Raw genomic sequence first — 25116 nt, 5'->3', positions numbered from 1 at the left:
TTCTATCCCTAGGAGCGTTCCATGACGGCAATTGCGATCGATGACAGCGGAAAACTAGAAATTCCTCTAGAAATCCGTCAACAACTCGGCATCACCACAGCCCAATCCCTCAATCTTGAGGTTAGACAAGGCTGCATCATCCTACAACCCTTGGAGCAAGAAGCTAAAGTCCAACGTCAAGGCAGTGCCTTAGTGCTAGAAACCCCACCCCTCGGCCATCTCGATACCCTTATTGATGACCTCCGCGAGGAACGCATTCAAAGCCAATTGCCTGCATGAAATGTCTCTTTGATACCTCTGCTCTCATCGCTGCCCTATTGACTGGACACACTCATCATTCGGCCTGCTTGCCCTTTCTCCTTCAAGCCCAATCCCAGCAAATTCAGGGACTTATTGCCACGCATACCCTAGCAGAACTCTATTCTGTTCTAACGCGCATTCCCAAAACCAAAATCTCCCCTGCCGTCGCCCAAAACTTGATCCGCGATAACCTACAGACCTTCGATACTGTTTCGCTGACTGCTGAAGATTACACGGCAGCTATTGACCTAATGGTGCAACGTCAGCTTCCTGGCGGTGGTATCTTTGATGCCCTTATCGCCCAAGCAGTCCTCAAATCTCAGGCTGATGTTCTGTTAACCCTCAACCCAAAGCATTTTACAAGGCTGGGTTCTGAGATTGCTTATAAAGTACAGGTACCCCAATGATACTAAATCCGTTTATCATAGGCTACTCATGGAGACAGGCAAAAGCAACAGGAAACAGGCAACAGAGGTATAGGGTTACTCTACTTTTAAAAGCGTATTTGGTACGAAGGTGAATTGAGATGATTTTTAACACTTTCTAGTAAAAGTTGATATAAGAAATGAGGGGTCTTTTGATTGGCTAATTCCAGAGTATTGTGATAAAGTTTACAAGCAGATTCATCATTCATGATGCGATAGTGAATGATTTTTGTCCATTCTGGTGCAGCGATCATTAATTGAGGAATCACTTCAATAAAAGCTGGTATTTGTTTTTGTAGATCAAAATCTTCTAAAAAATGAACTAAACTAAACATAATTTCAGGATGTTCACAATTATCATCTAAGATAAGATGTAATTCCTTTAGATTGTCATCCTTAGGATATTTAGCAATTTTTTCTAAAGTTTCCTCAAATAACTTGATTTCTTGAGGTGTTTTCAGTAAACGATTTTCTTGTAAGATTTTTAGTAAATTCATGGGTTTATAACTCCTTTATCAAAAAAGGTTAACCAAGTTGTTTTATTAAGTTTAATGAGTTCTTGCAGACGCTTTCTAATATCTGTATCATATAATCTTTGACGCAGATAAATAGAGCGAATATCCCAAACTTCTTGCGCTAAGGTTTGTCGAGGGGAAAGGGTTAAGTCTGGACTTTTACCATAAGATAAGGTGTGACGATGATGACCTCCTTTTCCGGGGGATAAATGTTCCATCATGATAGCTATTCCTTGATTAGTTGTGTAATCTTTGATTTTAGCTTTCATGTAAGCGTTGGATGGTACATGATGAGGTGTTAAGTTATCTCCTCTACGACCCAATTTTAACAAGTCGCCGTATGTCCCGACTTTTCCTTCTCCTGTAAGTAGTTTAGATTGAGTGATGTGGTCTCCTTATGGTTATTTTAGGGGATGGATTTATGATAGGCGAAGAAAAATCCTATCTTCAATTTATTTTACAGAAGATGACGGGTTTCTGCCATAAATTAAGGCACATTACACTTCGTTAATGCACCCTACAAGAGCGGCGATCTCACTGATGTTCAGTAACTTTATCGATCAAGATTAGTATCTTTGATACTACAAGATAACTTTTGATTGGTTGTTGGGTTTCCTCACGTCAACCCAACCTACCAGATCGGCGATCTCAGTGACTGGCTCTCCCGACATCTTGAGGTAAGCTGTATGGTGTTTATTGGCCATGCTCGCTGTTTCCGCTATGAGCCAGTTTGGGCTTTTGATCGTAACTGAACAACGCTCAAGTTATAATTAATCTTTACTCGACAACACCTCATGAATACTTACTTCTTTTTGAAAATCACGTTTCTTACTTTAATGAATCTGGGATTGACATTCAATCAACCATTATCTGCTTCAACTGTCATGGCAGAATACGCAATAGTCCAGAAAATCCCTTCTAATGTTCGATCTCAACCTAATGGAAAAATTATCTGTCGCATTACCAAAAAAGTCACAATTTCTGTGTATCACTTTACCAATAGTGTGAATGGGCTAGGTAGTCCAATAAATGGCTGGTATTCAACTATTGCCTGCGGAAAAGAGCAAATAGGATGGATTCACCAATCACGGATCATGCTTACGGGAAAATACCATTCAGCCCCTTAGACAATAGCCTTAGACAATAGGAAGTATACTAAATTTACCCTGCCCTCTTGTTTCTCGTGTGATCAATTTTTTCGATCATCACAAGTAGAATTTTGTAGTTGATTGACACGACTAAAATGAGGTATTAGATGTTCGAGATTTGATGGGCATTGCCCACCCAATTAAATACACTAAATTAGCCGTATCAATCCACTTAGAAAGAGGTGATCGCACTAAGTTTTACTACCCTAGTACTCCCCCCGCCTGTTTAAACAGTTGCTCCATTTTCTCGTAGGTAACTGTGGGCTGACCATAACGACCTGGTGGTAAAGAAGCCCACTCCCAGCTTAGGATGTCACAGGCTGCCCTGATTTTACCTTTTTCTATTTCGTCTAATGCACCTCGTTGTTTAATGAGTTGAATGGCGGCTTTGTCTTGATTACTAGGAGAAAAATCTTTCAAGCCTAGTTTTTTGGCAACTCCATCCCAAGTTGTGTTCAGAAATTGATATCGCCCTGCTGCTGTCGAGCATAATCCTCCTGAACATATAACCTTACGGGGATGATCCGCATAACTAGAAAATGTCTGGCCAGTGAACATGATATTGTATCCTGTCCTTACACCATCTCCAACGCTCTTATCTGTCCCTTCTGGCCAAGCAATGGCATCTAAGAAAGCCATGACTTGTTTGCTTCCTGAAGCTTCAGTATGTCCAGGCGTGGGATCGTTAATCTGAACGTGCGGCTGGAAAACGTACCAATTGAAAAAGCCTCCGTGGGGAGATTTGAGTTCAAATTCCCAATGATTCTTGGAAGCTGGTCGATACCAGTTGATACCAATTTTTTCGCCTTTTTCTAAATCAAACTTTTCTCCTGGATTGTCAATATCCGTGCTATCGATAGTAAATCGCTTGATCACGGTATCTTGAAGGGCGGTCAAACTTAATTCTGCCATGTAATTTCTCCTTTTGTTAGATCTCGATTCAGTTATAGCGATACGCAATTGAGTGAGATACAGGCAAAGCCTTGCTTAGACTGGTTTGTAGTCCGTGATAATGTACCTCATACGACTGCGAACCGTTACACTCGTTAGTAGTTGTGAGCAAAATCAACCTATACACTTACGGTTCTAAATTCTGGATGGCTCTCTTGGGTTTTGTGGACAAGATGTATCGCACTGATACATTTTGAGAAAAGCTTTACTCTCCTGATAGCTGAAAAGCCTTGCTGTCAGGGCGTATCGCATCCCCCCCTTCCCAAATTTAAAGCATTCTCCAGTTTTCTTCCGTTTTCCTGTATTAAGATGAAAGGGCTGACATCTATATTATGCGCCGATGGCAAAACTTACCGGCTCTTCGGTTTGTGTTATGCAATGGACGGGGGTTATAAGGGATGGAACCCTTATATAGAAAGGCATTTAGCGATTTTTGTCAATTGTTTTTGCTCTAGAGCGAACTAATCAATTAAGTCTCTTGCCAGATAAGGATTTAGTCGATTTATGCCCCCCTATCGAACCATAACAAGTAACGAAGAGCCAACTTACCTTACTACCTGAAATGAACAAGTCAGTGATTATTAATCTAGGCAGTGGGAATTTGTATCAGGGATTTCCGCGAGTTACCGTTCAATTATGGACGGACGGCAATCCGAGGCCAGAGCAATTTATCGGCACGTTGCCCGCCGCACCCGCTTTAGGGGAACTGTATCGGAATTGGCAGCTTGTTTATCGGGGACTATGCGATCGCCTTGGGCGCAGCGAAACTGAACGCATTACGGGCGGACAACGCCATCCCATAATATCCCAACCAGGACATCTATCTTCAGCTTCTCTCGTAGAAGTTGGTGAACTAGAAATCAGTGAAGCAGGCATTACCAATATTTCTCAGGTCAGTTTTGATGAGTTGTGCCAGCAGCTACAGGCAAGCATCAATACTTGGCTGAAATCAGAGGGTTTTCTCCCCATTGAACTGCAACTGCGATCGCGACTCGACTCATCCGCTCCCATCCGAGTCATGATTGAAACTAACGATCTGGAATTGCGCTCTCTTCCCTGGCATCGCTGGCATTTCTTTGAGGATTATCCCCAAGCGGAAATGGCGTTGAGTCAACCAGAGTACCACTATCGAAATGTTCTGAAGTCAGCAAAAACTGACCAGAAAGTCAGGATTTTAGCAGTCTTAGGCAATAGCTCTGGCATTGATTTAGCCACAGAAACCCGCTTACTTCAGCGGTTGCAGGATGGGTCAGTTAAGTTCCTGGCCAACCCCTCACGCCAGGAGTTCAATACTCAATTATGGCAGCCTGAAGGGTGGGATATCCTGTTTTTTGCCGGTCACAGTCAAACCCAGGGACAAACGGGTCGAATATATATTAATGAGAATTCAACCCACAATAGTTTGACGATATCACAGTTAGAAGAGGCACTGAAAACCGCGCTCGAGAAGGGTTTAACGCTGGCTATTTTTAATTCTTGTGATGGATTAGGCTTGGCACAAGCACTGGAGAAACTACACATTCCCACAGTGATTGTCATGCGCGAACCGATTCCCAATCGGGTGGCACAAGAGTTCTTTCAGCAGTTTCTGACAGCATTTGCGATCGAGCAATTGCCGCTTTATCTTGCCGTTCAGCAAGCGCGTCGAAAGCTCCAAGGATTAGAAGATGATTTTCCAGCAGCGTCTTGGTTGCCCGTGATTTGCCAAAATCTAGCCGTTGAACCTCCCACTTGGATTCAGCTTGGAGGAACGCCAACCTGTCCCTATCGCGGTCTATTTGCCTTTCGGGAGGAAGATGCTCGGTTCTTCTTTGGGCGGGAGCAGGTAACTCAGGCACTGCTGGCGGCGGTCAAACAAAAGCCATTGGTGGCGGTGATTGGTGCTTCTGGCAGTGGCAAATCATCCGTCGTCTTTGCGGGATTAGTGCCGCGCTTGCGTCAGGAATTAGGCAGTAGCGGCATGAAGGAACGAGGCTCGCCGTCTGTACAGATTGTCTCGTTCCGCCCAGGAAATAATCCGTTTGAAGCCTTAGCAACTGGGTTGGCGCAGTGTCCTGCGATCGCTCAATTTGTCTCTCTACATCAGTCCCAACAGGGGTGTGGCGATGCTCTCCCAGAAGGTCAAAGCGACAGCTTCGCTAACGCAGTAGAACTAGAGCGGCTATTGCGGCAAGACGACCAGGGATTATCCCACCTCATCGAGTGGGTTAAACAGCAGAATTCAGGGATATGCCTGATTTTGATCGCCGATCAATTTGAAGAACTCTATACCCTTTGTCCAGAGGCAGAGCGACAGACTTTTTTGGATACTGTACTAAATGCCGTGAAATTTGCTCCAGGGTTCACCCTGATTCTGACCCTACGAGCAGACTTTTGCGGCTATGCCCTGGCTTACCGCCCCTTGAGTGATGCCTTGCAAGGTGCCATTCAGGTTTTGGGGCCGATGAACCGGGAAGAATTGCCAGCCGCGATTGCCAAGCCCGCCGCCCAAATGCAAGTGAAATTAGAGGATGGGTTAATCCAGAAGCTGATCCATGCCATGAATGAGCAGCCAGGGCGTTTGCCCTTGTTGGAATTTGCCCTCACGCAATTGTGGTCAAACCAGCGAGATGGATGGCTAACCAATCAGGCTTATGACCAGATTGGCGGCGTAGAAGCAGCGCTGGCCAATCACGCAGAATTCGTATACGCTCAACTGAACGAAGAGGATCGACAGCGAGCGCAACGGGTATTTATCCAATTAGTGCAGCCCGGTGCCGGGACAGACGATAGCCGGCGTACTGCTACACGGGAAGACGTGCAGCCCGAAAACTGGGACTTGGTAGTGCGTTTAGCCTCCTCTCGCTTAGTGGTGACCAACCGCAACGATTCTACAGGAGAAGAAACCGTAGAAATTGTTCACGAGGCATTAATTGGGGGCTGGAAACGACTCAGGAATTGGATGCAGCTCGATCGAGAGTTTCGCCTCTGGCAAGAGCAACTGCGGGCAAACCGCTACCAGTGGGAGCGCAGCCATCAGGATGAAGGGGCATTGTTGCGGGGTAAACCTCTGACCGATGCAGAATATTGGTATCTGAATCGAGCTGATGAACTGAGTTCGAGCGATCGCGAATTGATTGAGCAAAGTGTGGCACTGCGCGATCGCGACCTGAAATCCCAAAAGCGCAGGCGAAAGTTAACGATCTCAGGACTCACAGGTGGCTTGCTAGGGGCCTTAATCTTAGCAGGAGTCGCTTGGGGGCAATGGCAGAATTCAGCGCGTAGCGAGATCCAAGCCATCACTGCGTCCTCAGAAGCACTTTTTGTCTCCAATAATAAGTTAGATGCGTTGATTGAGGCCATTCGGGCCTGGCAAAAATTATCCAGGACAGGAGGAACAGACGCTGAGACTAAAACTCAGGTAGATTCCGTCTTACGGCAGGCAGTTTATGGCGTTCTTGAATACAATCGTTTGTCATTGGATCGCGACGAAGTTAAAAGCGTCGCCTTCAGCCCCGACGGTAACATACTCGTCTCAGCGGGTCGTGATAAAATCATCAAACTCTGGAAGCGAGACGGTACTCTAATTGCAACTCTGAACGGACACAGCGATCGAATTTGGCAAGCTGTGTTTAGTCCTGATGGTCACACGATTGCCTCGGGTAGTACAGACAAAACCATCAAACTCTGGAAACTAGAAGCGGGCAAGACACCTGTTTTGCTAAAGACCCTTGTAGGACATCGCGATGGTGTGAGGGGAGTGGCATTCAGTCCCGATGGTCAAATGCTGGCTTCAGCGAGTGATGATAAGACGGTAAAAATCTGGAAACAGGATGGCACTTTAATTGCAACTCTAGCAGGTCACACTGCTGTGGTGAATGGAGTTGCCTTTAGTCCTGACGGTCAAATACTGGCCTCGGCGAGTGACGATAAGACAGTAAAACTTTGGAAGCGAGATGGCACCTTGATTACGACTCTCACAGGTCACACTGATATTGTCAACGGAGTAGCGTTCAGCCCTGATGGTCAGATGCTGGCTTCAGCCAGTTGGGACAAAACGATCAAACTCTGGAAACTAGAAACAGGGAAAATGCCGGCTCTACTGGCAACCCTTACAGGACATAGTGAAGTGATTGCTGGAGTAGCATTCAGCCCCGATAGTCAGACTCTCGCTTCAGGTAGTTGGGACAAGACTGTTAAGCTCTGGAAGCGGGATGGTACTTTGATTGCAACTCTCAGTGGGCATAGCGATCGTGTTTGGGGAGTAACATTTAGCCCCGATGGTCAGACCATTGCTTCGGCCAGTGATGACAAAACGGTCAAGCTTTGGAGGCTGAAAAGCCCTTTGTTAACAAGGCTGACAGGGCATAGTGGCGTAGTGATTGGAGTGGCATTCAGCCCCGATGGTCAGACCATTGCTTCGACCAGTGATGACAAAACGGTCAAACTTTGGCAGCGAGATGGCACTCTGCTCGCAACTCTCAGCGGACACACCGCTCAGGTTTATGGAGTCGCCTTCAGTCCCGATGGTCAGAGGCTTGCCTCCGCAAGTGCAGATAATACCGTCAAGCTCTGGAACTTAGGTAGAGGGAAGCCTCGATTACTTGCCACCCTGAGAGGACATCAAGCAGTGGTTTGGGAAGTTGCCTTTAGTCCCGACGGTCAGACAGTTGCCTCCGCAGCCTGGGATAATACTGTCAAGCTCTGGAATGTAGGGCAAAAAACGCCCCAACTCCTCGCCACCTTGAGAGGACATCAAGCGGCGGTTCTTGGAGTGGCATTCAGTCCCGATGGTCAGACAATCGCCTCCACAAGTGCAGACAATACCGTAAAACTCTGGAGAGTGAAGCCAGATCAGGTGCCTGTTCTCCTAAAGACACTTATAGGACATACTGCTCAAGTTTATGGATTGGCATTCAGCCCCGATGGTCAGACGATTGCCTCGGCAAGTGCAGATAACACGATCAAGCTTTGGAAACTGGATGGTACTTTATTGACAACCCTTAAAGGTCATAGTGCTGTCGTTTTCTCTGTTGCCTTCAGTCCCGATGGTCAGACCATTGCCTCAGCAAGCTGGGACAAGACGATCAAGCTTTGGAAACCAGATGGCACTTTATTGACGACTCTGAATGGCTATAGCGGTCGCTTTTGGTCAATAGCCTTCAGTCCTGATGGTCAAACTATTGCCTCAGCAAATGAAGACAAGACAGTCATTTTGTGGAACAAGGAGCAGGTTCTTACCCTTAATCCATTGATGTACGGTTGTAATTGGGTGCATGATTATCTAAGGGCAAATCCCAATGTGAGTGAAAATGATCGCCATCTTTGTGATTGATCTTCGATGATCTATCCATCTTTCTTTTTGTTCTGATTATTTTAGGGTTGTTCCTTGATCCGAATATTACGAAACTGAACGACCTCTGTATGACATTGCAAGGCAATGAAACCTTCGAGGTTCACGGATTCAGAAAAAGTTCCCGCACTAACTATTTTGTCATTGAGTTTAACCTCAATCGTATTATCCTGTACGGTGATTTCACAGCTGTTCCAATATCCAGGATGCTCTGAATTTCGAGGACTAATCACCTTAGTAGCCCATCGTTGAGCAGGAAATATATCATAGACTGCACCTGTTTTATGTAAAGGACTTCCGTATATCTTTTTTTTGTAGTCATAGGCAGTCTCGTCAATTTGAACTTCGATGAGATTGTCATAGAAAGATTCACCTTTAGGTTCTGGCCTCCTTAGAAAAATACCAGAGTTTGCTTCGATGGCAAATGCTTTCCATTCTAACTTTAAGATGAAATTTTTGAATTTTTTGCGTGTATAACAAAGAGCACCCATTTTGACATCTTTATCGGAAACTCCCGCACCCAATATAGGCAAACTATCTTTAATATCAAAGAAGTTTTTGGCACCTGATTTATTTGATTCCAAAAATTTCCAACCATCTGATTTGAAGTCACCTCGATAAAGAATTTCAAAGTCTTCTTCCTCGACAAATTTAGATGAGATGTGGCGTTCAATAATTGAATCCGCGTCTTCTTCCTCGACAAATTCAGATGAGATGTGGCGTTTAATAATTGAATCCGCAATCTTACGGCATAGGGTTAGTCCTGTGAGTACAGGATTGGCAGAACCAACAGTAGGAAAAATCGCTTGGTCAGCGCAGTAAACATTTTGAATGTGGTGTAATTTGCCGTCTAGATCTGTTACAGATTCATCAGGATTTTCACCCATCCATAGCGTACCCGATTCATGGCGTGAATTCCAAAATGCCTCAGTCTTTTGGTATGGGTCGAATTGTGTCGGCTTCTCTGGTGTCCATTTTTTAGCATCATTCGGATCTTGGTATTCGATGGCACCAAAGGATACCAGTGATGAAAGAAAGTCAAATAAAGTTGAATGAACCTCGTCCCAGAATTCCTCATCTTCTGGTGAACTTTCCCATTTCAAGTAGGGCTTAGCATATTTCACTTCACCGAATACTTCGATTTGATCCTTACTTAAATTCATCCAATTCGAGCCTTCTGTGTAAAGTGGAGCCTTTGGCTTTCCTTGCACCTCAGAAACCGTGAATATCAATAGAGTGACCCATTCCTGATCCTGCGACCCTAATGTATCGACAAGCTCCTCATAATCGTAAAACATTTTATAGAGAGTCGTGAAAACATCAAAGCCAGGATCAGAGCTACAGAGGAATTGGAAATGGTAACTTTTCTTGAAACGTTCGCTGTAGCCCTGTAGATGGTAAAGGGCAGACTCAAGAACATCCTCCTTAAGGAATCCAAGTGCTTCTCGCTTAATCCGAACTGTTACCGCACTGAACAGATGCCCCATCAGATTACGCCCGATTAACTCTTGGTTCTCTTTTAAAGAGTCCGATCTGGGAAATGAGTTGAGTACAAGCCTGGTAGATTCTACAGCCGTACCAGCCAAGATCACCTCGCAATTGCTTAAAAGTTCAAAAGAGCTTGTTTTTTGAGAGTTGCTATCGACTACATGTATGCGAGAGACAGAACCCTTATCGGTTTCAAGCTTGTATACAAACGTATTCGGAACAAGAAAGATTGATTTAGATTTCCAAATGGGATCATTGGGCTTCGGCACATCATCGTACTGGGATTCAATCCGTATATTTTGTAAGAGCCTACCAAGACTACTGAAAGCATCAGGGCTATACACTCCAGATCGGGTGCTATTTGCCGCGACAGCCACAGGTGGATCTTTAAGTTTGAGATGATTTAGATCTGGTGAATTTAGCTTTTCCTCTAGAAATTTCTTCAGACCCTTAAAAAGAGTCCCATTTATAAGGTCTGAGTAGTCAGAAACACCTGTCTCGTCTTCTACCTCTTTATAGTTCTCATATAGGAAATCTCTAAGCTCTTTTGGCCAAGACGCTAAATCTTCATCGGTAAGACGTGGCGACCACTTCCCCCACGTCAACGATTTACCCCCAACACAGTAGCTATGCTTTTTTACTTCCCCAAAAAACTCCTCACCCATCCCTGCTCGACGAACATGACATACATATGGGGACTTCATGTGTGGGTGATCGATATTTTCATCAAAAATGCCAGTTTTAGGTGGAAGGTTTTCGATATGCTCGTGTACGATGTAAGGACCAGCTTCAAGGATGAGGATTTTTAACCTTTTTTCCTCTCCAAGTTGCTTTTTATTTTTACTCCAGTGGTAGAGCTTACTCGCAATATACGAACCGTACATTCCCGATCCGATCACCACCACATCAAATGGTTTGGCTTCATTGCTTTTTGCTGCCTCCTCTAGGGTGTTACAGAAGTAGCGACCTAAAATATCAGTACCGAAAGCAAATGACGTGTCTTGATTGTTAACGTTGGACTCATTCTGAGACATAATTTATGGACTCTTTGGTAGGTGAACAATAGACTTTGGGAGCGTAATATATTTTTATTTTCCTTTCTATTCTCCTTTAATTTGACGGAAAGTGGGTTAAGATAGCCATTCCAGCAGGCGGTAAATCGATTTTGACAGTGGCACGACTGCCATTACTAATAATGTTTACAGTTTGATCTGTGGGTGGGGTATGTAATTGACTATCAGCCCAGTCGCTCCTGTAAAGATAGGTCATTTGTCCTCCAATAGGACTTAAAGAGCCATCTACAGTTATATCTGCACCTCTGACCGCAGTCCCATTAGTATTAACTGCTATCAGAACCTCTTGGTCAAAGAGAATGCGAGACCAGGCTACCAACTCTTCTCTTGCTGGTATATTAAAAGGTCTTCCTAAGATAGATGTTTCCCTTAAATACTGACGACCGCGACGTAAAGCTAGACCGATTTTGTTATCTCCATTACGGATAAGAGCGATCGCGGCAATACGTAAATAAGTAGGATGATTTTCATCAAAGAAATGGCAATTTTCGGTTTCAAAAGCTCCAAAAGTTCCACCAAACATGGACTCTCGAATATAGCGATCATCGAAAGGAATTTTGCCGTTGCTATCGCGTGGTTCGATACTAAAGTCGTGATAAGATTCTTTACCATCAAATGCTTGCTCAGTACCGTAATAAATACAGGGTATGCCTAGAGTAGTCAACTGCACACCTACTGCATGGGCAACTTGTTCTAAATTAGGATTATTAGCTGCAAATCGATTTTTACCACGTCCCACCATATCGTGGTCATCTAAAATTGAGACGTGATAGCGTCCTGTTTCACGATGACTACCAAGAGAATCATGACCTGCAAACTGATTAAAAAAATCGCTTGGTTCTCTAAACCCTTTAGTCATTCCTGCTAGTTTTTGTGGTGGTTCGCCGATATCTAAAACAGCATCTAGATTGCGACCAAAGATTTCTAGATAGTTGCGCGCCATATCAGCACCACCAGTAACCTCACCAAGAAGCAAGAAGTTTTCCTTGCCAATCGACTCGGCATATTCGTGAATTGCACCACAGAAGTTACGGGATGCTTCCCAAGAAACGTGCTTGACAGTATCAATCCGAAATCCATCACAATCGCTGAGAGCAATCCAGTATTGATAGACTTTGATAACAGCATTTAAAACATCACTTCTATTGAGATTGAGGTCTTTAAGGTCGGAAAAATCACCTCGTCGAAATTCATTATCTGGATGAAGCGGCTCTTCCCAACCCTCGGGATCCCATTTGCAAATCTCTCCAGCTTTGGTATACCAGTCTAAATCTTGGAATTCTTGGGGCCAAACACCGTCTTCTAAATCAGAGGGAGAAATGCTTGAAATAGGAATACTACTTCCAGTATCAGAACGCCACCCATGAACTGGATAAGGTGGAGCAAAACGGTACTTTTCAGTAGTTTTTGGTCTTCCACCTACATTGTAAAACCAGTTATTTCCCGAATGATTGTAGATAATATCTAATAGAACATACATACCCTTGGTGTGGGCAGCATCTACTAAATCTCTCAATTCTTGACGAGTACCAAAACGAGGATCGATTTCTAAGAAATTTTGAATTCCGTAACCGTGATAAGTTTCTAAATCTTTTCTTTGTTTGCAAACAGGGGCAATCCAAAGAGTGGTAACGCCTAAATTTTGCAGGTAGTCCAATTTACTTTTTATTCCGGCGATCGTTCCTCCCTGAAATATTTTGCCGCCAGCCATCCATTGTTTTTTATCATTCTTCCTGAATGTCGATGGATTGGAGCGATCGAATAGTGTTCGACCACCTTCTCCACCATCGCTGAAGCGATCTGGTAGGAGAAAATATAAAATCTGGTCTCTCCAGGTTGCAGGACTTGGATTAACCCGTCCACGGGGCTTTAAGTCTGCCAACCTCAGTTCTTGAGGTGCTGCTGCTTCAACTAGCGTTCTAGACATGATTATTCTTTATAACCTCAACTTTTTCTTCCTAATTATGGCCGGCTGAATAAATCTAAAAACCTTGCTGGATAAGACTTTTAGACTTTTTTGAAATCCAAAAGTACCAGATATGGGAGTGATCAGGGGTAAATTCAGGGACTTTTTCCCTGAAAATTAGGTAATTGACCCCCTCAAAATCGGTAAAACCCCACACCCCACACCCCACACCCTACACCCTGCCCCTAGGAAAAACTTTTTCAGCAGACCCTAATTATCCTATAGTTGCAGCCCAAATTAACTTATACACTTTATTGCCAAGGATGTGCCTTGTGGTTGTAATTTCGCCCCCTAGTCGGTATCGCTCAGTGCGGATGCGATCGCCGTCACCCTGTTGGTCACACCTGGCCCACCGAGTCCAATACAAACACCAAATCCTTGCCTCGCTCTGGCATAACCGTCAGCCATAAAAGCCGCCCCTCCTTCATCGAAAATTTGGGTCTGAAACCCCGTCGTTCTACGACGGCTTTACTGTTAAATATGAGCATCGTTTACGAAATATATGCTAAAATGTGAGGTATGGAAAAAGCCTATTCGTTTCGATTTTACCCCACACCCGAACAAGAGTCGCTATTGCGGCGCACTTTGGGCTGTGTAAGATTAGTTTACAATAAAGCTCTCCATGTCAGAACACAAGCATGGTACGAAAGACAAGAAAGAGTAGGCTACGCTCAAACTTCTTCAATGCTAACCGATTGGAAAAAGCAAGAAGAATTAAACTTTCTCAATGAAGTAAGCTGTGTACCCTTACAACAAGGGTTAAGACATTTACAAACAGCTTTCACTAATTTCTTTGCTGGTCGTACTAAGTATCCTAACTTTAAGAAAAAACATCAGGGAGGAAGTGCCGAATTTACCAAATCTGCTTTTACAATTAAAGACAGACAAATCTATTTAGCTAAATGCACAGAACCTTTACCTATTCGATGGTCAAGACACATCCCAGAAAGCTGTGAACCAAGCACAGTAACAGTCAGATTACATCCTTCAGGACGTTGGCATATCTCAATAAGATTTGATGACCCAACGATTAAGCCATTACCAGTAACAGATAAAGCCATTGGAATTGACTTAGGAATTAGTAGCCTTGTCATTACCAGCGATGGTGACAAAGTATCTAATCCTGAGCATTTTAAAAAGCATTATCGGAGACTGCGAAGAGCATCTAAAAGTCTTTCTCGAAAACAGAAAGGGTCAAAAAATCGGGAAAAAGCGAGAATCAAAGTAGCCAAGATTCACGCTCGAATCACCGATAACAGAAAAGACCATTTACACAAGCTAACCACTCAATTAGTTCGTGAAAACCAAACGATTGTGGTTGAGAATTTAGCCGTCAAGAATATGGTCAAAAACCCGAAATTATCTCAGGCAATATCTGACGTTAGCTGGGGAGAAATCACCCGACAATTAGCCTATAAATGCCGTTGGTACGGCAGAAATTACATCGAAATAGATAGATGGTTTCCTAGCTCTAAAAGGTGTAGTAATTGCGGGTATATTGCTGAGAAAATGCCGTTAAATATTCGAGAATGGGACTGTCCAGACTGTGGGACACACCATGACCGAGATATTAACGCCAGTAAAAATATTTTGGCCGCAGGGCTTGCGGTGTCAGTCTGTAGAGCGACCATAAGACCAGAACAGAGTAAATCTGTTAAGGCAGGTGCGGAACCCCGCAAGGGAAAGAAGCAGAAACCTAAATCGTGAGGTTTGGGAATCACCGTCCGTTTACGGCGGTGAGGATGTCAAAAAAATCGTCAATTCAAAAATGAAACGCATCAACCTCAAGAGTTGAAAAAGAAAGGCTCATCAGGTACTGTCTGATCATTAACAACAACAAATCAGACCCAAAAATGAGCCGACAACATCTTAACATAGAACAAAGAAACTTGCTCTACTAACTTAGTCAAGAGGGAAATTTATCTCAACGGCAAATGGCCGTCTGGCTCGGATGTCATCAAAGCACAATATCACGAGAATTAAGAAGGAATCAAAGTTCCCTCGGCTGCTATCTACCTGACACAGCACAAGCTCAAAGCGAGACGCACCAAAAAAATGCCAAACAACCCTTTAAAAATGTCAGCGAGTCGGCCTTAGAGTTGGTGAAAAAAGGATTGAAAAATTATCATAGTCCGGAACAAATAGCAGGTCGTCTGAAAAGAGCCAGTCAAGAATTTCTCAGTCACGAAACCATCTATCAAATGAATGATCGATCATAACTACCCTTGACTGTGGAAAGTAAGCTAAACGGCTTTTACTTCGGATCACCGATATAGACTCCAAAAGGGTTATAGCTGTTGGATCATGCAGGTTAAGCGCCGTTTAGCTTATCAAGAATACCTAGGGCTTGCTGAAAATTACTGAAAGCCTTACTAGAAAACGGTTTTGGCACTTTTTTAGCCAAAAAAGTGCCAGAAACAAACGTTGAGAAATCGCTCCGAGGGACTCAAAACCCTGGCACTTTCGCTCTTCGATCTCGAAGGGTTCCGCTTCCAGACGTGCGAGGTCATTCTGTTATTCTGACTTCCCCTCCCGACGACCGGCGACCGACGACCGGCGACCGACTCCTAACCCCACCAATAAACTTTTTCAGCAGACCCTACCTACGCGGCTGGACGAGGAAAAAGAAAGAGTCGAGACGGAGCAAAAAGTAAGCGTGGAGGGATTCCGGGGCGTGTGGATATTCTCCTCTCCCATCTCCCATCTTCCCACACCCCACACCCTTCTCCCTTCTCCCTTCTCCCCCAATACTATCGGGACGGGGAAGAATTGATCGGGGGTAAAGAAGGAGAAATTTCGCCACCTCGATCGAATATTTCCAGATTCCATTGACCGAAACGATTACTTTCAAAAGCAATAAAACGACCGTTGCCACTAATCGTCGGACGACGCACTTCTCCTAAAATATTTTCGGTGATATTTTTTGCTTGCAGAGTTTGTCGATCATAAATATATATATCGGGTTTACCGGACTGTTCCGACACATAAACAATATAGCGACCATCGGCACTAATATCCGGTTGATCTTGATAGGTTTTTGCTTGATTTAACCCCGGCAGGGGAACTAAACGATTAGCCACTCGATCGAATAAATAAATCGTTCGTTGTCCCCTGCGATCGGAGGCAAAGACCAGATAACGACCATCGTAGTTAAAACGGGGATTATCTTCAGAGGAAGGGGTATTTAAAGTATTTCCTAAAAGCTGTTGGGGAGGGGTGACAAAACCCGCATCACTACATCCCCCCAGACTGATGATATTAACCGCAAGAAAAAGTCCCAGAAGTTTAGGAAACCTGATCATCAGTCGGCGCTGGGGAAGGAAGGATACAACAATTAATATCATCAAGACAAACTTTACCCCAATGCAATGCCCAACGCACCAATTCCACCCGATTATCGGTTTTTGTTTTCGTCAAGATATTACTAATATGATTATCAACGGTACGCTTACTAATCTCTAGCTTTTCCGAGATTTCTTGATTAGTTAAACCATTAGCCACTAAATCGAGTATTTCTAGCTCTCGATCGGATAATGAAGCGGCTGTTTGAAACTTCGCAGCAGACATGAGTATAATTCCTCTCGTATATTTACTTATCATTCTAGAAGAATTTTTTCTCCTAGGAATCGATTAATATTCTGAAGATTATCTCTAAGCAACCAGAAATAGCTAAAATAGCTGGCTAAGACCCCCTCATCCTCAATCCCGTTTAAAAGGTATAGGAAAGTGGGGTGTAGGAAATGGGGAGGTGGGGAAGTGGGGAAGTGGGGGAATTTCAACTAAAACCCTAACACCTCAACACCCCAACACCCCCCGCAATGCGCACGCAGTGACCACCCTATCTCCTGACCACCGACTCCTGCCTCCTGTCTCCTGAATTCTGACGGCTGGTACTATATAATGAAAAACGCTCCTTAGTTAGATATTGAGAAAAACATGGAAGTTATCCCCGCTATTGATATTCTCGATGGCAAATGTGTGCGACTTTATCAGGGAGATTACCAACAATCGCAGGTTTTTAACGATAATCCCGCAATAGTGGCGCGAGAATGGGTCAATCAGGGGGCAACCAGATTACATTTAGTTGATTTGGATGGAGCCAAAGAGGGTAAATCGGTTAATTTGTCAACTATTGAAACAATTCTTAATGATATTGCCATTCCCGTACAGGTGGGGGGTGGACTGCGGGATCTAGAAACGGTGAGTAATCTCCTAAAAATCGGGGTAGAAAAGGCGATTTTAGGGACAGTCGCCGTAGAAAAGCCAGAATTAGTCAGCGAACTTTGTCAAAGCTTTCCGGGGCAAATAATTGTCGGTATTGATGCTCGCGATGGTAAAGTAGCCACCAGGGGTTGGTTAGAAACTTCCGAGGTAGAGGCGATCGCTCTTGGTCAAGATATGGCAAAAAGAGGAGCCAGCACGATTATCTACACTGATATTCATCGAGATGGCACGCTTTCTGGCCCTAATCTCGCCGCTTTGCGAGAATTAGCCGAATCTGTCGAGATTCCTGTGATCGCCTCTGGGGGCATTAGTTCCCTGACGGACTTACTGAGTTTATTGTCTTTGGAACCTTTAGGAGTAACGGGAGTAATCGTGGGCCGCGCTCTTTATACCGGTGCAGTTAACCTCTCGGAAGCGATTAGCGCGATCGGTTCAGGCCGTTGGCAGGATGTACCCCCGAATTTTTTCGCTTAACGGACTTGTTTGAGAGTATCCACCTGTTTATTGAACATATCGGTAAATAGTCCCAAAACGGTGCGATTTTCATTGACTTTGATGTTGACACTCACGGACATCCCCGATTGCAGCGGTAGAGTGGATTGATTTTTCAAAACTAACTCTTGACTGTTCAAGCGTACCCGGACGGGGAACCGATAAAAACGGTGATTTTCGTCGGGAGGTAAAGCATCGGAACCGATCGAGATTACTTCTCCCTTAATATCGCCGTATTCACTGTAGGAAAAGGAATCAATGCGAATATCGGCTTTTTGTCCCACGCGCACAAAACCGATGTCTTGGTTAGTCACGTCCACCTCTGCCACTAAACAACCTTTAGCGGCATCTTTCACCTCGGTGGGACAGCCATCGGGAACAAGTTTTAATAATGCTTCCGCTTGACTTGGTTGGGGAACAAACCCGGGCCGGGCCTTGAGATCAAAGACCACACCATCGATGGGGGCGGTAATTTTTTGATATTTAATGGTCTGTTGTGCTTGACTAATTTGACTGTCTAGTTCGGCAATGCGCTTGTTGTTATCAATGATAATGCGACTGATCTGACTATCGATTTCAGCGATCCGTTTGTAATTGTCCGCCATTTTATCGCGCACATCTTTTTCCGTGATTACCGTGGTATTAATCAGCTTTTCTTGCGCTTGGGAGATCAACAGGAAATAACGCTTTTCTTCCTGTTCCAGGCGGGAAATTTCGGCGATGCGGGTTTGTACTTCTTTCTCTTGTTTTTCTCGATCGATTTTGCCATTAGCCTCTTGCTGCTGTAATTCATTCTGGCGATCGGTTACCGATTGTTTTTGCTTATTAATCTGATAACGGGCGATCGCTCCTTCATCCCCCAAGGGTTCAATATCCTTAAGAATATTACGCTCGATATCCAAGCTTTCTTGGCCCTGTTTCATCGAATTGGCATTACGAGTCTTAATTTCTTCTAAGACTAAGCGATCTTTGATTAATTGCGAGCGGGCATCGGCCAACTGTACCCTAGTTTGGGCCAATTGTTTTTCTAGTTGTTCCATTTCCAATCTAGCGGCCGCTTGTCGAGAATTGGCCTCCCGTCGAGCAGCCCCTAAACGAGCTAATTCATCCCCTTGTAAAGCAGAGCTAGAAGCACCTTCACTGACCTGTGCTTGATAAAGTTGATTTTCTGTCACCAAAGCGGCACGATTACGGGCTAAATCGGCGATTTCACTCGGTAATTTTAATTGAGCGATCGAACTTTCCACTGCTGCCGGTGTCAGATCCTGCGCCATTAAGAGACGATAGAATTGATTTTCCTTCTCAGCACTGGTGCGAATTTTTCTCAAGGATTCTAACTGCACTTGCGAGGCACTGGAATCCATTAAAACCAGTACATCACCTTTGTTAACTCGATCGCCGTCTTTCACTTTCACGAACTGTACTACCCCATTCACCGGTGCTTGTACTTCTTGCACTTTCCCCTGGGGTTTAAGTTGTCCTTGGGCGCCCACCACCTGCTCGATTTTGGCGAACGCCGACCAAATTAAAGCGGCAGTGGTGACACTCATTAATGTCCAGATAATCGTCCGCGACCAAATGGGTGATTGTTTCAAGATCACCGATTGTTCCGGTGGGCTGAAAGTGGGTAAAGAAGGGGTAATACTTTTATTTTTCGTGGTAGTAGCCACGTTTTTACCCGCTTGGGTCAGTTCATCGCTTTTAGCGTTGCCGTTGCCCTTTTGACCGTTGTTAGAATTACCGTTCATGGGGATTCTCCTATATTTAGGGTTTGCTGAAAAAGTTTTTCGTGGGTGTAGGGTGTGGGGTGTGGGGTGTGGGGTGTGGGGTGTGGGGTGTTGGGGTTTTGGGGTATTAGTTGAAACTTCCCCATTTCCCCATTTCCCCATTTCCCTATCCCCTATCCCCTAATCCCTGTTCCCTGACTGACTAGATTTGCGAATCCTGTTGTTTATAGAGGGTATAGTAAAGGCCTTTTTTGGCCATTAATTCCTCGTGGGTGCCTTCCTCCGCTACTGTCCCTTTATCCATCATGACAATAATATCGGCGGATTTGATCGAAGCTAAACGATGGGTAATAAAAAAGACCGTATGATCCTTGAAAACTTCCTTGAGATTCAGACACACTTGCCGTTCGGTGTTATAGTCGAGGGCGCTGGTGGCCTCATCAAGAATGAGAATTTGCGGTTTTTGCAGGACGGAACGAGCGATCGCAACCCGTTGTCGTTGTCCCCCCGATAGGGATGCCCCCCGTTCACCGACGCGGGTATTATAGCCATTGGGCAGGGTCATAATAAATTCGTGGGCCGCCGCCGTTTTCGCTGCCGAGACAATTTCCTCCACAGTCGCATCGGGGTTAGTCAGGGCGATATTTTCCTGTACCGTACCGTCAAATAATAGGGTTTCTTGGGGAACCATGCCGATTTGACGACGGAGGGAATAGAGTTCCACTTTGTTGATATCGTAGCCATCGATGAGAATCCGTCCCGATTCTGGTTCGTAGAGACGGGCTAACAATTTAGTAATGGTACTTTTCCCAGCGCCACTTTCCCCCACCAAAGCGACAAAAGTGCCGGCGGGGAATTCTAAATTGACGTTGTATAGTTGCAGGGGTCCGTGGGGATTGAAGCGGAAAGCGAGGTTTTCGTAGGTGACGGTGCCTTTAATTAAGGGCATAGGGATGTTTTGGCGATCGAGTTCCGCTTCTTGGGGAGTATCGACGATATCGGCTAATCTTTCCAGGGATAAGCCAGTTTCTTGGAAGTTTTGCCAGAGTTGGGTCAAACGCAGAATCGGCGAGGTAACGTAGGAAGCGATAATCCGGAAGGCAATTAATTGACCAAGAGTGAGTTTTCCGTCTAAAACTAGGGCTGCTCCCACCCATAGCACTAATAAACCCGATAATTGGTTAAAGAAGTGACTAAAGGAACCGGCCAAAGTTGAGGTCATTACCGTTTGAAAACCTTCGGCCACATAGCGAGCATAACGTTCTTGCCACTGCCAACGGGAACGCAATTCGATATTCTGTGCTTTCACCGTTTGAATTCCCGTCATTACCTCCACTAGATAGGATTGGGTTTCGGCGTTTCGTTCGGCTTTTGCTCGCAGTTGTCGCCGCACGATCGGTGCGAAAATAGCTGTGGAGAGAACTAAAATCGGCACGACTCCCAGGGCCCAAACGGTTAGAATCGGGCTATAGATCAACATAACCACGATGTAGATAACCGAGAAAATGGCATCTAACACCACCGTTAGGGCTGTACCTGTTAAAAACTGCCGAATATTCTCTAATTCGTTGATTCTTGTCGAAATTTCACCCACTGGCCGCCGTTCAAAGTATTTCAGGGGTAAGCGCAGCAGGTGATCGATAATTTCTGAACCGAGGGTCATGTCGATGCGATTAGTGGTATCGACAAAAAGGGATGTTCTCAAAAAGGTTAAAATTCCCTCAAAAACGGCAATTACTAACAGGAAAACCCCGAGGGTATTCAAGGTTTCCGGGCTATTCTGCACGATCACTTTATCGATGATCACCTGAATCATCAAGGGATTGGCCAGGGCAAATAACTGCACGAAGAAAGAAGCGATAAAAACTTCTATTAAGACTCGTTTATGTTTCTTGACAGAAGGCCAAAACCATGATAGGCCAAAACGCTGTTGCTGGGTGTGTTTGGTGGGTTTGAGCAGAATTACTTCCCCTTTTTCGTCCCAAAATTCCAGAAATTCGCTGGTTTTGCGTTTAATTATCCCCCTTTGGGGAACAGCGATCGTGGTTTCCCGTTGATTAATTTCGTAGAGGATAACGATGGTGTCTTGCCAGCGAATTAGGGCAGGAGGGTTGATATTGGGCAAGGAAGAAGCATTTAGGGGTACTAATTGGCTATGGAGTCCCACTACCTCGGCCACAGCCCCACACAGAGGCAGGGAAAGGCTGCCAGTTCTTTGCAGTTGATCTCCTAGGATGCGTTGGATCACGTCCTTGCGAAAGGGGATATTAAAATATTTGCAGAGCATCTGAAAACAGGCACTCACCGCCTCTAGTTCCGTTTTTCCCCCGAAAAAGGGATAGGATTTCCGGTTTTTCTCGACAGTTTTTTCAACGTCGATATCGCTGGTGATGTCGCTTATTCTTCCTTGGGGGATATCTAATACCTGGGTGGGTTTATTTCCCTTAATGACTTGGGTTTCCCAGATATCATCCGTTTCTGTTTCCGCAGCCGCTTCGGTTTCCACTGTCAAGAACTTGTCTAACTGGTCGGAGGAAAGACCTAATAAGCGCGTGTTAGTCGGATTGTTCTGGGTGATAACTGTGCCGATAGGATAATTATCGGTATTTTCGCTGACTAACCAGAGATAATCATCGTTAATCTGGTTGTAGGACACACAAGCTTTGTTTAAAAGAGCCTGAGCAATTTCTTTCAGGTCTCCCCCACCCCAGGCCTGTTGATTAAGATAGGAGCCTAGGAGAGCATAAACTTCAGCGATCGAGGTTTCTTTAAAGAAATGTTCCTTAAATTCGGGGTAATTATTGATTAAAGACCAAAAATCCTCTTGTTTTAAGGTTAAACAGATCGTGACTTCCGAAGAAGCGATAACCGTTTCACAGGGGGTAGCGCGCAGAAGACTCATCCACCCGAATAAATCCCCCGGCTGTAATTTAGCCAAAGTGACCGGCAGCGGATTGTTAACCCTAGCATCGTAACCCAAAAGTCTGGCCTCTCCCTCGTAGAGAAGGACGAGGTGGGAGGGTAAGCGATCGCACTTGAGTATCGCATTGCCCATCTCATAGCGAAAGGGTTGTAATTTCTGGCCGAGGGAACGTCTAACCTCGACGGGCAGGCGATCGAAGGGCTGTACAGTCTCCAGAAAGGCGGTAAAATCTAAAGTGGTGTAACTCATTAGCTAGGCGAAAATTGACTAAGTTGGCAAATAATTAAGCGAAAAGACTGGGTTTACCCAGCTTGGCAAGGGATGCTATATAATCGATACCTGCTCGCTATTGACTGGGGTTGATTCGGAGATAAATTTCACTGTTTGCATTTGAGTCATTAACCATTGTTGGAATAAATCATTCCGTAAGCGTTGACGGGTGGGAGGATCCAGTTCACAGGATAAGTATTTTTCTAACCGGACAATTACGACCCATTCTCCCACTTGCGTCGGTGGCCACAGTTGCCCCGGTTTACTTGCTTTGAGAATTTGCCCAATCTGGGGATGGGGAGTGCTCAGTTCCACAGGTCCGATTAGTCCTCCGGTTTCTGCTTCTGCTCCTTGGGAGTATTTTTTGGCTAGTTCAGCGAAGCTATTTTCTCGATCCTGTATCCGGAAAAATAGTTCTTGGGCAATGCCGATATTTTTTGTCCGAATCAGGGAATAAACCACCTTATCCAATTGATTTTTGACTTGCAAGAAGTAGGATTCTACTTTGTTATCCCAAGTCTCCTGTTTAAATTTTTCCAGTTTAATGTCCCGAAGAATTAGATATTCTAGTTGTTCGGAATCCATCCCGTTTTGTCGTAACCAAGATTTCATTTGTTCATCGTTGGCAATTTGATTATTTTGATAGAAACGGGAATAGGCGGCGTTTCTTTCTTCGGGATTGCAGGTGATATCGGCAATCGCTTGCTCGATAATTACTTCCCGGAATAACTGGGGTAACATACCATATTTTGCCAAAAGAGGCAAGACCGCTGAATCGCTAATTTTGTGGTCGCCGATTTCAATAATTGAACTCATAATAAATACATTTTCCTCACAGAAATGTTGAAAACTATCAACTCTAGGAGCTTCTAAATTTTATTGAGGTGATTATACGTCAAAACAGCAATTTTAAGGCACCCTCCCCATTCTAATTTTAGTTTTCCCCCTTGAAAGCCGAAAATTACAGAAATTAAACAAATAAGTCGGTCATCTTGGCGGGGATGGTGAGGGGAATTGGTTCGGCCGATCGGCCCGCCCAAAATGCTGCTCAGAAACCCCTAATTAGGGCTGGCTGAATAAATCTAAAAACCTTGTTGGCTAAGACTTTTAGACTTTTTTGAGCTCCAAAAGTGCCAGGCCTAGGAGTGATCAGGGGGGGGGAAATTCAGGTACTTTTTCCCTGAAAATCGGTAAACCCCCACACCCTGCCGCCAGGAAAGACTTTTTCAGCCAACCCTAATTGTGCCTCTAATTGACTAGAATAGACTTCTTGCAGAAATTGGGGAAGGGGGAAAGGGGAAATTTTAACCCTTAACCCTATATTCTATAATATGCAACCCTTTTACCTGCATTTGCGGAAAATTTTTTGATTTATGCAAGAGTTCTAATGATAAGATATTAGGTATGGCTGCCTTGGAGAGGTGGCAGAGTGGTTGATCGCGCTCGACTTGAAATCGAGTAACCAGCAATGGTTCGTGGGTTCAAATCCCACCCTCTCCGTACTCAACCAATCAAATTTGGACTCCAGTGGCCCGATTGTTCTTAGAGAGGGGAAAATAAAATATACTAGGCTAAAAGGACAATATTGAGGCAGTAGCCCCCCGGCATGGTTTTTTGGAAAAGATTGTTTAATAGCTCGGAAGTCACTGCATCTCCTGACTATTCGGGAGACTTGGTAGAGGTTGCCCAGAATGACCTCGGACAGACGCGAGTGTTTTTTAGTACCGATCGAGAGCTAGATCTATATGAGTTAGAAGAACTTTGTGACTCGGTAGGTTGGGCCCGTCGTCCTTTACGCAAAGTTAAAAAGGCGATCGAATGTAGTTTTTTAGTGGTGTCGATGTGGGAAGTGCGAGGTAATCGCCGTCGTTTAGTGGGTTTTGCCCGTGCCACTTCCGATCACGCTTTTAATGCTACAGTCTGGGATGTGGTTGTTCATCCTCACTATCAAAGTAAAGGCTTTGGTAAAGCATTAATGAAATTTATGATCAGGAAGTTGCGGGGTGAGGACATCAGTAATATAACTCTTTTCGCCGATCCGCAGGTGGTGGATTTCTATCGTCGTCTCGGTTTTGTTCTCGATCCCGAGGGTATCAAAGGGATGTTTTGGTATCCCGATTAAGAATGCCGCTCTTAGGCTATACTAAAAAAGGAGTTTACTTCGGGATGTAGCGCAGCTTGGTAGCGCGCCTGCTTTGGGAGCAGGATGCCGCAGGTTCAAATCCTGTCATCCCGACTTGAGAGAAAATTCTTAAAATCTTAACTTTGTCTCCTTTCCGGTT

At 44.7% G+C, this 25116-nt stretch carries 18 protein-coding genes, 2 tRNA genes and 1 pseudogene; 10 read left to right on the top strand and 11 right to left on the bottom strand.

Features of this window, described 5'->3' with window-relative positions:
• Positions 1-21: 21 nt before the first annotated feature.
• Together MAE_RS23785 and MAE_RS23780 are read left to right on the top strand one after the other, a co-directional pair.
• Positions 22-279 carry an AbrB/MazE/SpoVT family DNA-binding domain-containing protein gene (locus MAE_RS23785; RefSeq protein ID WP_002796232.1) on the top strand — a complete coding sequence of 86 codons (258 nt, stop codon included), beginning with the start codon at positions 22-24 and terminating at the stop codon, positions 277-279.
• The gene (locus MAE_RS23780; protein WP_012267791.1) at positions 276-707 is read left to right on the top strand and encodes a type II toxin-antitoxin system VapC family toxin; all 432 of its coding nucleotides are present in this window, start codon (positions 276-278) and stop codon (positions 705-707) included. The genes MAE_RS23785 and MAE_RS23780 overlap by 4 nt, the downstream gene beginning before the upstream one ends.
• Before the next feature lie 86 nt (positions 708-793).
• Here MAE_RS23780 and MAE_RS23775 read toward each other — a convergent pair whose 3' ends face one another.
• The 3 genes from MAE_RS23775 to MAE_RS23760 all read right to left on the bottom strand — a co-directional run bounded on the left by MAE_RS23775 (position 794) and on the right by MAE_RS23760 (position 3300).
• Entirely contained in the window at positions 794-1222 is a 429-nt protein-coding gene (locus MAE_RS23775) for an Imm30 family immunity protein (protein WP_012267790.1), read from the bottom strand.
• Entirely contained in the window at positions 1219-1509 is a 291-nt protein-coding gene (locus MAE_RS23770) for a hypothetical protein (RefSeq protein WP_012267789.1), read from the bottom strand. The genes MAE_RS23775 and MAE_RS23770 overlap by 4 nt, the downstream gene beginning before the upstream one ends.
• A 1080-nt stretch (positions 1510-2589) precedes the next feature.
• Entirely contained in the window at positions 2590-3300 is a 711-nt protein-coding gene (locus tag MAE_RS23760) for a glycoside hydrolase family 24 protein (RefSeq protein WP_012267787.1), read from the bottom strand.
• A 601-nt stretch (positions 3301-3901) separates the two neighbouring features.
• On the opposite strand from MAE_RS23760, the gene MAE_RS23755 reads away from it, so the two are divergent.
• Positions 3902-8653: a CHAT domain-containing protein gene (locus MAE_RS23755; protein ID WP_012267785.1), complete on the top strand. Its 4752-nt coding sequence runs from the start codon at positions 3902-3904 to the stop codon at positions 8651-8653.
• Positions 8654-8694: 41 nt separating this feature from the next.
• On the opposite strand, the gene MAE_RS23750 is transcribed toward MAE_RS23755, so the two are convergent.
• From MAE_RS23750 to MAE_RS30915, 3 genes are all read right to left on the bottom strand, one after another.
• Positions 8695-11193: a family 16 glycoside hydrolase gene (locus MAE_RS23750; RefSeq protein WP_012267784.1), complete on the bottom strand. Its 2499-nt coding sequence runs from the start codon at positions 11191-11193 to the stop codon at positions 8695-8697.
• Positions 11194-11269: 76 nt separating this feature from the next.
• Positions 11270-13159, bottom strand: a complete 1890-nt coding sequence (locus MAE_RS23745; RefSeq protein ID WP_012267783.1) for an alpha-amylase family glycosyl hydrolase — start codon at positions 13157-13159, stop codon at positions 11270-11272.
• Positions 13160-13489: 330 nt separating this feature from the next.
• A complete protein-coding gene (locus tag MAE_RS30915; RefSeq protein ID WP_269462396.1) occupies positions 13490-13633 on the bottom strand; it encodes a thiamine pyrophosphate-binding protein in 144 nt (47 codons plus the stop codon).
• An 84-nt stretch (positions 13634-13717) separates the two neighbouring features.
• Here MAE_RS30915 and MAE_RS23740 point away from each other — a divergent pair, with 84 nt between their 5' ends.
• Both MAE_RS23740 and MAE_RS23735 read left to right on the top strand, forming a co-directional pair.
• A complete protein-coding gene (locus MAE_RS23740) occupies positions 13718-14905 on the top strand; it encodes an RNA-guided endonuclease InsQ/TnpB family protein (protein ID WP_012266620.1) in 1188 nt (395 codons plus the stop codon).
• 146 nt (positions 14906-15051) lie between these two features.
• A pseudogene (locus tag MAE_RS23735) lies at positions 15052-15402 on the top strand (transposase); the annotation flags it as partial.
• A gap of 546 nt (positions 15403-15948) precedes the next feature.
• Here the strand turns inward: MAE_RS23735 and MAE_RS23730 are convergent.
• Entirely contained in the window at positions 15949-16500 is a 552-nt protein-coding gene (locus tag MAE_RS23730; protein ID WP_002796219.1) for a TolB family protein, read from the bottom strand.
• On the bottom strand, positions 16484-16765 hold the full coding sequence (locus tag MAE_RS23725; RefSeq protein ID WP_002796218.1) for a helix-turn-helix domain-containing protein: 282 nt from the start codon (positions 16763-16765) through the stop codon (positions 16484-16486). Before MAE_RS23725 ends, MAE_RS23730 begins: the two co-directional genes overlap by 17 nt.
• A gap of 369 nt (positions 16766-17134) precedes the next feature.
• Here MAE_RS23725 and hisA point away from each other — a divergent pair, with 369 nt between their 5' ends.
• On the top strand, positions 17135-17896 hold the full coding sequence (gene hisA / locus MAE_RS23720; RefSeq protein ID WP_002796216.1) for a 1-(5-phosphoribosyl)-5-[(5-phosphoribosylamino)methylideneamino]imidazole-4-carboxamide isomerase: 762 nt from the start codon (positions 17135-17137) through the stop codon (positions 17894-17896).
• Here hisA and MAE_RS23715 read toward each other — a convergent pair.
• Complete coding sequence (locus MAE_RS23715; protein WP_041804347.1) at positions 17893-19662, bottom strand: HlyD family efflux transporter periplasmic adaptor subunit; 1770 nt, start codon at positions 19660-19662, stop codon at positions 17893-17895. The two genes, hisA and MAE_RS23715, sit on opposite strands and share 4 nt — an antisense overlap.
• Between MAE_RS23715 and MAE_RS33625 the strand changes: the two genes are divergently transcribed.
• Positions 19661-19825 carry a hypothetical protein gene (locus MAE_RS33625; RefSeq protein ID WP_158303562.1) on the top strand — a complete coding sequence of 55 codons (165 nt, stop codon included), beginning with the start codon at positions 19661-19663 and terminating at the stop codon, positions 19823-19825. The two genes, MAE_RS23715 and MAE_RS33625, sit on opposite strands and share 2 nt — an antisense overlap.
• 18 nt (positions 19826-19843) lie before the next feature.
• Here MAE_RS33625 and MAE_RS23710 read toward each other — a convergent pair whose 3' ends face one another.
• Positions 19844-22813 (bottom strand): peptidase domain-containing ABC transporter, encoded by a 2970-nt coding sequence (locus tag MAE_RS23710; protein WP_002796213.1) that lies wholly within the window; start codon positions 22811-22813, stop codon positions 19844-19846.
• A gap of 75 nt (positions 22814-22888) precedes the next feature.
• Positions 22889-23650, bottom strand: a complete 762-nt coding sequence (locus MAE_RS23705; protein ID WP_002796212.1) for a peptidylprolyl isomerase — start codon at positions 23648-23650, stop codon at positions 22889-22891.
• Positions 23651-24249: 599 nt separating this feature from the next.
• Between MAE_RS23705 and MAE_RS23700 the strand changes: the two genes are divergently transcribed.
• The 3 genes from MAE_RS23700 to MAE_RS23690 all read left to right on the top strand — a co-directional run bounded on the left by MAE_RS23700 (position 24250) and on the right by MAE_RS23690 (position 25070).
• A tRNA-Ser gene (locus tag MAE_RS23700) sits at positions 24250-24334 on the top strand.
• A gap of 106 nt (positions 24335-24440) precedes the next feature.
• Positions 24441-24956, top strand: coding sequence for a GNAT family N-acetyltransferase (locus MAE_RS23695; protein ID WP_002736326.1), 516 nt, complete (start codon positions 24441-24443; stop codon positions 24954-24956).
• Positions 24957-24996: 40 nt separating this feature from the next.
• Positions 24997-25070 (top strand) — tRNA-Pro (locus MAE_RS23690).
• Positions 25071-25116: the final 46 nt, after the last annotated feature.

The organism is Microcystis aeruginosa NIES-843 (genome assembly GCF_000010625.1).
Classification (GTDB): Bacteria; Cyanobacteriota; Cyanobacteriia; order Cyanobacteriales; family Microcystaceae; genus Microcystis; species Microcystis aeruginosa.
Note: the sequence above shows the minus strand (reverse complement) of the source record. Positions and strands in the feature narration are given on the sequence as shown.

Coding starts and splice junctions, on each gene's coding strand:
- MAE_RS23785 (WP_002796232.1), top strand. CDS start 22: ATGACGGCAATTGCGATCGATGACAGCGGAAAACTAGAAATTCCTCTA.
- MAE_RS23780 (WP_012267791.1), top strand. CDS start 276: ATGAAATGTCTCTTTGATACCTCTGCTCTCATCGCTGCCCTATTGACT.
- MAE_RS23775 (WP_012267790.1), bottom strand. CDS start 1,222: ATGAATTTACTAAAAATCTTACAAGAAAATCGTTTACTGAAAACACCT.
- MAE_RS23770 (WP_012267789.1), bottom strand. CDS start 1,509: ATGAAAGCTAAAATCAAAGATTACACAACTAATCAAGGAATAGCTATC.
- MAE_RS23760 (WP_012267787.1), bottom strand. CDS start 3,300: ATGGCAGAATTAAGTTTGACCGCCCTTCAAGATACCGTGATCAAGCGA.
- MAE_RS23755 (WP_012267785.1), top strand. CDS start 3,902: ATGAACAAGTCAGTGATTATTAATCTAGGCAGTGGGAATTTGTATCAG.
- MAE_RS23750 (WP_012267784.1), bottom strand. CDS start 11,193: ATGTCTCAGAATGAGTCCAACGTTAACAATCAAGACACGTCATTTGCT.
- MAE_RS23745 (WP_012267783.1), bottom strand. CDS start 13,159: ATGTCTAGAACGCTAGTTGAAGCAGCAGCACCTCAAGAACTGAGGTTG.
- MAE_RS23740 (WP_012266620.1), top strand. CDS start 13,718: ATGGAAAAAGCCTATTCGTTTCGATTTTACCCCACACCCGAACAAGAG.
- MAE_RS23730 (WP_002796219.1), bottom strand. CDS start 16,500: ATGATCAGGTTTCCTAAACTTCTGGGACTTTTTCTTGCGGTTAATATC.
- MAE_RS23725 (WP_002796218.1), bottom strand. CDS start 16,765: ATGTCTGCTGCGAAGTTTCAAACAGCCGCTTCATTATCCGATCGAGAG.
- hisA (WP_002796216.1), top strand. CDS start 17,135: ATGGAAGTTATCCCCGCTATTGATATTCTCGATGGCAAATGTGTGCGA.
- MAE_RS33625 (WP_158303562.1), top strand. CDS start 19,661: ATGGGGATTCTCCTATATTTAGGGTTTGCTGAAAAAGTTTTTCGTGGG.
- MAE_RS23715 (WP_041804347.1), bottom strand. CDS start 19,662: ATGAACGGTAATTCTAACAACGGTCAAAAGGGCAACGGCAACGCTAAA.
- MAE_RS23710 (WP_002796213.1), bottom strand. CDS start 22,813: ATGAGTTACACCACTTTAGATTTTACCGCCTTTCTGGAGACTGTACAG.
- MAE_RS23705 (WP_002796212.1), bottom strand. CDS start 23,650: ATGAGTTCAATTATTGAAATCGGCGACCACAAAATTAGCGATTCAGCG.
- MAE_RS23695 (WP_002736326.1), top strand. CDS start 24,441: ATGGTTTTTTGGAAAAGATTGTTTAATAGCTCGGAAGTCACTGCATCT.